Consider the following 10,220-nt stretch of genomic DNA (forward strand, 5'->3'; position numbering starts at 1 on the left):
CCACTTTTCCCTTTCCTCTTCTTCATTTCGGCTTTCATCCCCTTGATGAACACCATTTTTCTCTTCCTCTTCTCCATTTCGGCTTTCATTCCCTTGATGAACATCTTCCTTCGCAGCAGTCAGTCACGGAAACCGCTGCCACTACCTGAACATGGATATCCAAATAAAAAACCAACAAAACTCCTCCAAACAAGCAGGAATTTCATTGGTTTTCCAAATTAGCACGAAAAATTTTCTTTTGTTTTCTCATATACCGCTCTTGGACCGCCAATTAATTTCGGACGTGATTTTGCAAGAGTAACATGTGCATTCCCAAGTTGCTTAAGGGATGTTCGTATTGGCACCGCAACATGCTTTAGGTGCATACCAATAAAGGTATCACCTATATCTATTCCACCGTCAGCCTGAATAAACTCCACTACAACTGGGTCTTCCATTTGCCCAAAGGCGAAAGTTGCCATTGCCCCACCTGCATGACGAACTGGCACAACTGACACTTCTGGCAAATTTCTTGCCTGCATCACTTTTCTTTCTACTACTAACGCTCGATTTAAATGCTCACAGCATTGAAAGGCAAGGGAAATTCCTGATTGCTGTTGGTACTTCTGACATTCTTCAAAAATCAACGAAGCGACATCTTCTGTTCCCGCCGTACCAATTTTTTGCCCGATTACTTCGCTTGTACTGCATCCAATTACAAATAGCTGCTGATCTCCAAGCTGTGCTTGTTCCTGATACTCTGTTAAAATCGTTTGTAGCTGTTCCTTTAGCTTAAGTGTTTCCTCGTTCATATAAAACACCCCTCTTCAAGTTACCTACATTTCTCTTTACTATAACCATCATTGCACAAAGATATTTCGAGTACAAGCATTCTATTCTTTAATTTGGAATCGACAAATTGTTTGTTGTAGCTCTTCAGCATGTGCTTGTAATTCTAATGCTAAACTATCCACTTTTCGAATAAGTGCTGTTTGGCTTTCTGTAATATTCGTTACCTGTTGGGCTCCCGCGGCTGTTTCTTCCGCAATTGCCGCCACTTCTTGCGATTGCTGTGTAGTTTCATAAATCTGCTGTTTCTGCTTATGAATCAATTCAGTAATATCTGCCGTAGCATAAACCATTTTATTTGTTGTCTCATTCATCTCGTTAAAAATTACGCTTGTCTTCTCCCCAGTTTCCGCTTTCTCTTTTGCATCCCCTACTTGCTTCGTAATTTGCTCGACGACATTTTTAACTTCTGTTTGCATATTTCGAATTATGTCCGCAATACCCTCTACTGCTTTTCCGCTTTCATCTGCTAATCTTCTTACTTCTTCTGCAACTACACTAAAGCCTGCTCCATGTTCTCCTGCACGCGCAGCTTCAATCGAAGCATTCAGTGCTAATAAATTTGTCTGCGATGCAATTTCCCCAACAAGCTTTAACACTTCTTCAATTTCCTTGGAATGAATTTCTAAATTTTGTACAGATTTTAGGGAATTTGTATTCTCCACTGCCAAATCCTTCATCCCTTTGACTAAGGAATAAACAACTTTATTTGTCTGCACTAATTTTTCTGACATTTGTTCTGAAATCGTTTTTGACATATTTGCTTTTTCTTCCACTGTTAGCGCGATATTCATTGATTCTTCTACAGACTCCGCTGAAGCTTGGACACTTTGTGCTGATACTTCCGCACCACCAGCAATTTCTCCTACCGAACTAGAAATAGCAAGTGTGTGCTCCAGCGCATTTTCCGATTCAGTTGAAATCATTTTTACTGTTTCATTTGTCTTATTAAAATTATTTTCAATACTTTGGACCATTTCTCGCAAATTAAAAAGCATATGATTAAAAGCTAGACCTAAAGACTTTATTTCGTCATCTGATTTTGAAACTTCCACATCTTGACTAATATCCCCATGGGCGGCTTTTAAAGCACCTTGCTCCAATCTTTTTAATGGTTTGATAATAAAACCGGCCGCTAAAAACCCTAAAAATCCTGACCAAAATACTCCTAATAATAATGTGATTATGTTAAAAAACACGGAGCTAATTGCGATTTTGCTTTCAATCGCTGGATAGATAATATACATAAAAAAAGCACTTGTTGAATACGTAATAATCGCTAGAATCGTAATAAATAATGCTAGCTTTTTCCTTAAACTAAACTTATATTGCGTCTTGGTCCCCACTCTCTTCTCCCCCTTATAAATAAAAAGCACTTTACCATTCAGTCTTCGTTATTTTTTCCATTATTTTATCAATCAGCTTTTCTAATTCCTGATAGGTTTCTCGATACATCGATACAGAGCCGCCAAATGGATCACTCACATCCCCGTTTGCATCATTGTCTGCAAACTCTTTAAGTGTAAACGTTTTCTCTACAGAAGATGGATACGCGGATGTAAGCAAATTTTTATGCCCCTTTGTCATGGTGAAAATATATGTAGCCCAGTCTATTAACTCTTTTGTTACCGGAGCTGAAGAATGATTATGCTGGATTCCTTTTTCAGCGAGAACCTCCTGCGCTTGAAAAGAAGCCGCACCTCCGTCTATCGCATAGACGCCAGCTGATTTAACTTCAACTTCAGAAGCAAATTTATGCTTTAAAATAGCCTCTGCCATCGGACTTCTGCACGTGTTACCTGTACAAACAAACAATACGCGAATCATCACTTATCCTCCTTTTATCCTTTTATTATAGACCAATTTACCTAATATTTCTATTTGCTTACAAAGAAGACAAGTAAATACTGTTCTTTTATCGGAGAAAACTAGTACATTTTTAGCGTTTGTCTACTGTAAATATCTTGTAAGTATTTTAGGTAAATTTAAATTTATTAAAAAGCGACTTTCATCCCTATGATGAAAGCCACCTTTTTGTAAGCTAGTATAGCTATAAACTAATTAGTAACTTAATTCCAAATACAAGCAGAATTCCGCCTCCAAGCATTTCTCCATAGGAACCTAACCAGCCCTTTACTTTCCTTCCAATGAGCAGGCCTAACCACGTCAGCACCATCGCACTAATTCCAAAGCAAAGCAGAACGACTGCTGTTCTTGCTTGATATATTCCGAGACTTAAACCAACGGAGAAGCTGTCCAGGCTCACGCTGACCGCAAACAAAAGTAGCCCAAAGCCAACCGGTGTAATCCGGCTTGTCTCTACTTCTTTAAATCCAGTCCAAATCATTTGAATTCCTAATAGAACAAGCAATGCTCCACCTATATATCCGGCTATTTCACTAAAGTTTTCCGAAAGAAACTTACCTGCAATCATTCCGAATAGCGGCATAATTACATGAAAGATTCCGATTATAAAGCCGATTTTCGCGATTTGCTTTAATCTTAACTGAAACATCCCCATGCCTAGCCCAACAGAAAATGCATCCATACCTAAAGCAAATGCCATTAAAATAAGTGTAAATAGTTCTCCCACAACTGCAGACATTTTTTGGCCCCCTTGGACTTGCTAATTAGAGATTATGCACGTCCAAGTTCATTTAGAAGTAAGAATCTGCAATATTTTCTGATGGAAAAAGTTTTTCCAAATTGCTTTATTTTATCACTTGATGGGAAGCAGCTTTCATTAATCTGTTCATGATTGCTTGTCCAACACCTTCTGTCGGGAACATTTCACCAAAGATAATATCTACTTGCTTGTGATCAAAGCTGCGTAAACCATCATAAAGCTCTGTAGCTACTGTGGATAAATCATCTCTTTTTCCACAAGCATAAATAAAATCAGCTTGATAGTACTCTTTATTCTCTGCAGTTGTTAGGACACCTACTTTATGACCCTTTTGTTTTTCTTCTTCTATTAATAATTGAAGTTTTTCCTTTGAACCGTCTACTAAAAACAATGGTGCATTGGGAGCGTAATGTGTATATTTCATTCCTGGTGATTTCGGCTTGATCTCCTTATTAGTCAGCGCCTGATCCATTTTTACTTCTCCTACAACACTTTCCAATTGTTCTTTTGTGACGCCACCTGGACGGAGAATTACTACTACGTCATCCGTACAATCAACAACCGTTGATTCAACTCCTACTCCAGTTGACCCTCCATCCACTATTCCCGCGATATATGAATCCAGATCCTCTTTTACATGAATCGCTTTTGTTGGACTCGGTTTCCCAGAACGGTTAGCGCTTGGCGCAGCAATTGGCAACCCTGCTTCTTCAATAATTCGTAAAGCAACAGGATGATTTGGCATCCTTATGCCTACTGTGGATAAACCAGCAGTGGCAACCTCTGATAATACCCCTTGTTTCTTTTCAAAAATAATAGTTAATGGTCCTGGCCAAAAAGTATCCATTAATTTTTCTGCTGTCGCTGGCACTTTTTCTACTAATTCCTCTAATTGCGCTCGTTTTGCAATATGTATGATAAGCGGATTATCAGACGGTCTACCTTTTGCAGCAAATATTTTTGTAATAGCTGAATCTTCTTTCGCATTTCCACCCAATCCATAGACTGTCTCTGTCGGAAACGCGACGACCTCATTTTTTTTCAAAAGATCAGCAGCTTGTTGTATATGTGAATAACTCTCTTCCTTATCCACATTTTTATCCACTGACCAATAAATTGTCTTCATTTGTATCCACCTTTTTCAATTCTAATATTTCTTCCTCAAAATCGCTTCTAATTCCTCATTTTTCGACAATACCATCATTTGATGAAAAGGACAAGTATCTCATCCAACGGGGATAAAAATCTGATTTGTCCACAAATTGTGAATAAATAGCATGAAAAAGTGGATAACTTATGCTATTTATCCACAATATTCATAGGGATATACATAAAATGAGACTTATTCACAGCGAAAACGCTTTTTACAGCATTCGACTCCTTCATCACCTGTGGAATATCGTCCATTTCTATCCTTTGAAACCCTAATATTTGAAATAATTGAATAGAATGTTGATTATTTACACTGCAGTAGACAGCATCCATGTTTTTTTCTGTTGCTAATTTTAAAGCTTGCTGAATTAAAAATAAAATATCCTCTACTGTTCCTTCGGAAAGCACCATCGAACGGAGCAAGCCTACTTTTCCAAACGGCTCGATTCCAATCGTTCCGATCAGCATCCGATCAGCTTCTGATTCCATTAGTAAAAAGTGATCGAGCCATTCTTCCAATCCTTCTACTTTCACTTCCGCTTTCGTTAAAAAAGAAGTAATTTTTTCTACATCTATTGTTTCAGCCTGTCTAATGATATGCATCCTTTCCTTCACCTCTTCATCTACTATTTATTCTATTTCTATGAAAAGGTTTTGAAAAAAATGCTAGATTTTCTTACTTTAAACCAAACTCTTTTATTTTGTTATATAAAGTTCCTCTTGAAATTCCTAGTAATGTGGCTGCAGCACTCTTATTTCCATAGGTTTTTTTAAGCGCTTCTTCTATTCGATGCATTTCATCCTCTTCCTTATTCCCTTTTTCTCCTCGAATAGAAACCTTATACTTATTCACAATTTCAGCAGGAATATGTTCAAGCATTATTTCATTATTGCTTCCACTTACTAACACACAATGCTCTATCACATTGTTTAATTCTTTTATATTGCCAGGCCAATCATATGCACACAGAATATGCAAACCTTGTTCATTTATTTTCGTTACTTTTTTATCATGTTTTTCCTTATACACTTTAATAAAATCAGTCACTAGACCTGGTATATCCTCTTTTCGTTCACGGAGTGGAGGAATTTCAATATGGATAATACTTATTTGATAATAGAGTTTTTCATTAAATGTCCCTTTTCTTACTAACTCTCCTAAAGGCTGGGTGGAAGATAGAATCAATCTTGTTGACGATTTTTTCTGCCGCACTCCTCCAACTCTCGTAAAAGATCGATCCGTCATATAGTGTAAAAGTTTCTCTTGAACTGCAAGTGGCATCTTATCCACTTCCTCAATAAACAACGTCCCTGTTTCGGCCTGTTCCAGCTTTCCTTCTATTTCCTGCGTATATTTAGAATCAAAGGTCATTTTCTGATAGCCAAATAACTCCATTTCTATTAAATCTTTTGGAACCGTTGAACAATTTAGAGCTAAAAATGGATTATTTCTCTTAGATCCTCCGTAATGAATCGCCTGCGCAAGCTGTTCTTTCCCTGTACCTACTTCTCCAGTAATAAGAACTGGTATTTCTGCAGAAGCTACTTTTTGAGCAATCTCCACTGCTCTTTTCACTGCTTTGCTTTCTGATAATAGTGAGGAAAAAGGTTCCTCTTTTTGAACATACAAGGATGTATTCGAATCTAGTTCCTGATTTAAACGAATTAACTTGGTTATATCACGCTCTGTTGAAATACCACCAATGATTTCATTTTCTACAAGAACAGGGGAAGCGTTAATTAATACATGTGTGTGTTCATTTGGGCGATGATAAATACCTCTAATCGGATTACCTTCTTTGAGGATTTTATGTAATTGAATGGATTCCGAGTCAAAATGCTCTCCAATTTTTTTGCCAATAATCGCTTCTTTTCTGATATGATACGTATCTTCTGCCACGCTATTCCAGTAGGATACGGTTCCGCCCCTATCTACTGCAGTTACTGCATCGTTAATGGTTTCTGCAAGCGTTTCAAAGTAAGTTAGGACCTGTCTATTTTCCCTTTGCAAGGATCGAATTCTTTCAGCTGCGTTCACAATTCCTTGATAATCCTTTTGCTCCTTTATAATGACCGGTCTTAACCATTTGATCTCTTCTTTATTTAGTTCCTTAACGGAAATTAACTCTGATGGCATCATCCTGCTTTCTTCCAGCCAGTCACTAATTGATTGACTTTTATCCACAGCTGATAAAAGGAACTGTTCTTCTTTTCCAATCACAAATAGCTGCTGCTCACTTTCTATAATCGCGTAGGAATAGTCTAGTAATGCATCTTTTAGCGTACTGATTTTTCCGTCATCTGAGAGGATGGTAAATGAAGTTTCTATCTCCAGTTGTGAATCGGTAAACATGGCTTAATCCTTTCTTTCCTTATTATTGATAAATTTATCACTAAATAATCGTTTTTTCCAATAAGGAATTGAATAGAAAAAGCTGCTTCCTACGAAAAGTCGCACATGAATGATTAATATGCAGAAGTTTTTTTTACTTCTTTCTAGTAATATTCTTGTGGTTATCTTTAATGGAGACAGCTTTTTAATAATTTAATTTAATTATGGTTTTAACTTAATCCCCATGCTGAATATACTTCGCTTTTCGTGGAGTAGACGAAGTGTATTCAGCATGCTAATTATTTCCTTTAATACTTTGCCTTCTTTTTAAAGCAACAATCCTCACTAAACAACCTCGAATTATTTCACAGCACTTTTCTTGTACTTGCTTTTGCTTGTGTGAAAAGTAGGAGGTAGTCAAATCCTCCTGCTTTAGAGTCTGTTCCGGACATATTGAAGCCGCCAAATGGGTGAACTCCTACTAGTGCCCCTGTACATTTTTTATTGATATACAGGTTGCCGCAATGTTGATTTTCTAATGCATATTCAATACGATTTTCTTCAGAGGAAAAGAATGAGCCAGTTAATCCATAATCTGTATTGTTGTATACTTCAATACCTGTTTTCCAATCAGGTACTTTACAGATTGCCAATACCGGTCCAAAAATTTCTTCTTTCATAATACGTGCTTCTGCAGGAACGTCTGCAAAAATAGTTGGTTCAATATAATAGCCATTTCCTTGTGCACGGGATCCCCCTATTACTAGTTTCCCTTCGCCTTTACCGATTTCAATGTAATCTAGTATTTTAATTAATGCTTTTTCGTCAATAACTGGCCCTACTGGTGCGTTTGTTTCCGGAAGACCAACGGTTAGATTTTTTGTTCGCGCTACTACTTTTTCTACAACTTGATCATATACAGACTCGACAATAATTGCTCTGGAACCAGCAGAACACTTCTGACCTTGGAAACCGAATGCTGCCGCTACAATCGCTTCTGCCGCTGCGTCAATATCTGCTGTTTCATCAACAACGATACCATCTTTCCCACCCATTTCAGCAACAATGCGCTTTAACCAAATTTGGCCAGGCTGAACGACGGATGCACGTTCAGAAATGCGACATCCAACCGCTCTGGATCCAGTGAAGGAAATGAATCTTGTTTTTGGATGCTCTACTAAATATTCGCCTACTTCCAATCCATCACCAGGAAGATAGTTAATGACGCCAGATGGCAATCCTACCTCTTCCATAAGCTCAACAAACTTAGCGGCAATTACAGGTGTATTATCAGAAGGCTTCAAGATTACCGTATTCCCTGAAACCACTCCAGCAACCGTGGTTCCCGCCATAATAGCAAGTGGAAAGTTAAATGGAGAAATAACAATGCCGACGCCAAGTGGAATATACGTAATCTTATTATCGACCTCACCAGCTGTAGGATAGAGTGGCTGATTTTTAGATGTTTCACTTAAACGAATTATTTCTCTTGCGTAAAACTCCAGGAAGTCAATAGCCTCAGCCGTATCCGCATCTGCTTCTGCCCAATTCTTTCCTGATTCTAGGATTAAGTAAGCAGAAAATTCATGTTTTCTTTCTCTCATCTTCTGTGCTGCTTTGAACAAATACTCGGCACGGTCTGAGGCTTTTACCTTCTTCCATGTCTCGAAAGTATGTAATGCCTCTTGCATAGCTTTCTCTGCATATTCTTTATTTCCTTTGCTTACTTCTCCAATTACCTCATCAACATTTGCAGGATTAATCGACACTGTTTTTTCTTCTGTAACAATTTTATCTTTCCCGATTACAAGAGGAATGTTTTTTCCTAATTCTCCTTTTACTTTTTGAATAGCAGCTTCCATCGCTTGAATATTTTCTACCTTTGTAAAATCAGTAAACGGTTCATTTTTATACGGTGGGATACTTGTAATATTTGTCATGTCCATTTCTCCTTTTCGTTTTATTAAATGGGGATTTCAGTATGATTATCTTGATAAAAAAATCTCTCCATTATCTCTAAACCTACTAAACTTGGAAATATATATAAGGGGAGCCTTTTAACAGGCTTATTTAAACAAGTTTTTAAGAATAAACCACACGTTTGCTGGTCTTTCCGCTAATCTTCTCATAAAATAGCCGAACCAATCTTTTCCGTATGGAACATATACTCTTACTTTGTAGCCCTCTTTCACTAGCTTATTTTGCAAATCTTCACATATGCCATAAAGCATTTGGAATTCAAACTTGTCTTTATCAATCTTATGCTTTGCTGCAAGCTCTTTTGTGAACTGAATAATTTTTTCGTCATGGCTGGCAATTGCTGTATAGTTTCCGTTTAGCATATGCATTTCAATGATTTTTTTATAGTTTTCGTCTACGTCTTTTTTCTCTGGAAAGGCAACGTCTGGCGACTCTTTATAAGCTCCTTTTACTAGACGTAAATTTGCATTTAATTCATTCAAATGTTTCATATCTTCTTCTGTGCGATATAAATAGGCTTGAATGACTAAACCGACATTATCAAATTCTTGACGGAGCTCTTCATAAATATCAATTGATATTTGACAATGGGCATAGTCTTCCATATCGATACGAACAAAGTTACCATATTGGTTTGCTCTAGAAACAATTTTCCGCATATTGTTTAAACATAAATCTTTATCAATATCTAGCCCGAGTGATGTCATTTTCACTGATAAATGCGATTGAACTACTGATGCATGAATTTCATCTAATGTTTTTAAAGACATGATGGTTGATTCATGCGCTTCTTCTTTTGTGTAGACGAATTCACCCAAATGATCGAGTGTAACGACTCTGCCGGAATTGTTTAATTCTGTGACTTTTGAAATCGCCTCGGCAATGGATTCACCAGAAACAAATCGTTTAGCCCCAAAGCGCAAGCCATATTTGCGAGCTAGTTTATTCGCGGACTTATTTTTAGCTAATGACTGAAACATATTTCTCAATGCAACTTCCATTATCAAGCTCCCCTTTTGAACACTTTTGTTTAAAACGTATTCACTGTACATTTATGTTTAATTTATGCTTTGATTATACAATAGGACATCTTATAAAATCCACAATTTTCTGATTAATTTTTGTTATTTGATTAAAGGAAATACCGGAATCGCCAAAAAAAAATAATTTCTTTAATATCCTGTTTATTTCTAGGCTATTTTCGTAAAGTTTGTTGCTATTACCCGCAGCCAGAATACACTTCGCTTTCCGGGGTCTCAGACTGTCTCGCTAATCCCCGTGGCGTCTACGTGTATTCCGGCT

General features: G+C 37.3%; 9 protein-coding genes. All 9 read right to left on the bottom strand.

Features of this window, described 5'->3' with window-relative positions; genetic code table 11:
- Nucleotides 1-218 precede the first annotated feature (218 nt).
- Nucleotides 219-791 (bottom strand): TIGR01440 family protein, encoded by a 573-nt coding sequence (locus RTL21_RS13930; RefSeq protein ID WP_312096484.1) that lies wholly within the window; start codon nt 789-791, stop codon nt 219-221.
- Nucleotides 792-872: 81 nt separating this feature from the next.
- Entirely contained in the window at nt 873-2,174 is a 1,302-nt protein-coding gene (locus tag RTL21_RS13935; RefSeq protein WP_312096485.1) for a methyl-accepting chemotaxis protein, read from the bottom strand.
- Between the two features lie 31 nt (nt 2,175-2,205).
- Nucleotides 2,206-2,655, bottom strand: a complete 450-nt coding sequence (locus RTL21_RS13940; RefSeq protein ID WP_312096487.1) for a low molecular weight protein arginine phosphatase — start codon at nt 2,653-2,655, stop codon at nt 2,206-2,208.
- A 223-nt stretch (nt 2,656-2,878) separates the two neighbouring features.
- Entirely contained in the window at nt 2,879-3,433 is a 555-nt protein-coding gene (locus tag RTL21_RS13945; RefSeq protein ID WP_312096489.1) for a manganese efflux pump MntP, read from the bottom strand.
- A 106-nt stretch (nt 3,434-3,539) separates the two neighbouring features.
- Nucleotides 3,540-4,580, bottom strand: a complete 1,041-nt coding sequence (locus RTL21_RS13950; RefSeq protein ID WP_312096491.1) for an L-threonylcarbamoyladenylate synthase — start codon at nt 4,578-4,580, stop codon at nt 3,540-3,542.
- 173 nt (nt 4,581-4,753) lie between these two features.
- Nucleotides 4,754-5,209, bottom strand: coding sequence for a hypothetical protein (locus RTL21_RS13955; protein WP_312096493.1), 456 nt, complete (start codon nt 5,207-5,209; stop codon nt 4,754-4,756).
- A gap of 73 nt (nt 5,210-5,282) precedes the next feature.
- The gene (locus RTL21_RS13960) at nt 5,283-6,959 is read right to left on the bottom strand and encodes a sigma-54 interaction domain-containing protein (RefSeq protein WP_312096495.1); all 1,677 of its coding nucleotides are present in this window, start codon (nt 6,957-6,959) and stop codon (nt 5,283-5,285) included.
- Between the two features lie 344 nt (nt 6,960-7,303).
- Nucleotides 7,304-8,878: an L-glutamate gamma-semialdehyde dehydrogenase gene (gene pruA, locus RTL21_RS13965; protein ID WP_312096497.1), complete on the bottom strand. Its 1,575-nt coding sequence runs from the start codon at nt 8,876-8,878 to the stop codon at nt 7,304-7,306.
- Nucleotides 8,879-9,004: 126 nt separating this feature from the next.
- Nucleotides 9,005-9,919 (bottom strand): proline dehydrogenase family protein, encoded by a 915-nt coding sequence (locus RTL21_RS13970; protein WP_312096499.1) that lies wholly within the window; start codon nt 9,917-9,919, stop codon nt 9,005-9,007.
- Nucleotides 9,920-10,220: the final 301 nt, after the last annotated feature.

The sequence above is a fragment of the Niallia sp. genome, assembly GCF_031978665.1.
Taxonomy (GTDB): domain Bacteria; phylum Bacillota; class Bacilli; order Bacillales; family Cytobacillaceae; genus Niallia.

Coding starts and splice junctions, on each gene's coding strand:
- RTL21_RS13940 (WP_312096487.1), bottom strand. CDS start 2,655: ATGATTCGCGTATTGTTTGTTTGTACAGGTAACACGTGCAGAAGTCCG.
- RTL21_RS13955 (WP_312096493.1), bottom strand. CDS start 5,209: ATGCATATCATTAGACAGGCTGAAACAATAGATGTAGAAAAAATTACT.
- RTL21_RS13930 (WP_312096484.1), bottom strand. CDS start 791: ATGAACGAGGAAACACTTAAGCTAAAGGAACAGCTACAAACGATTTTA.
- RTL21_RS13945 (WP_312096489.1), bottom strand. CDS start 3,433: ATGTCTGCAGTTGTGGGAGAACTATTTACACTTATTTTAATGGCATTT.
- RTL21_RS13960 (WP_312096495.1), bottom strand. CDS start 6,959: ATGTTTACCGATTCACAACTGGAGATAGAAACTTCATTTACCATCCTC.
- RTL21_RS13970 (WP_312096499.1), bottom strand. CDS start 9,919: ATGGAAGTTGCATTGAGAAATATGTTTCAGTCATTAGCTAAAAATAAG.
- pruA (WP_312096497.1), bottom strand. CDS start 8,878: ATGACAAATATTACAAGTATCCCACCGTATAAAAATGAACCGTTTACT.
- RTL21_RS13950 (WP_312096491.1), bottom strand. CDS start 4,580: ATGAAGACAATTTATTGGTCAGTGGATAAAAATGTGGATAAGGAAGAG.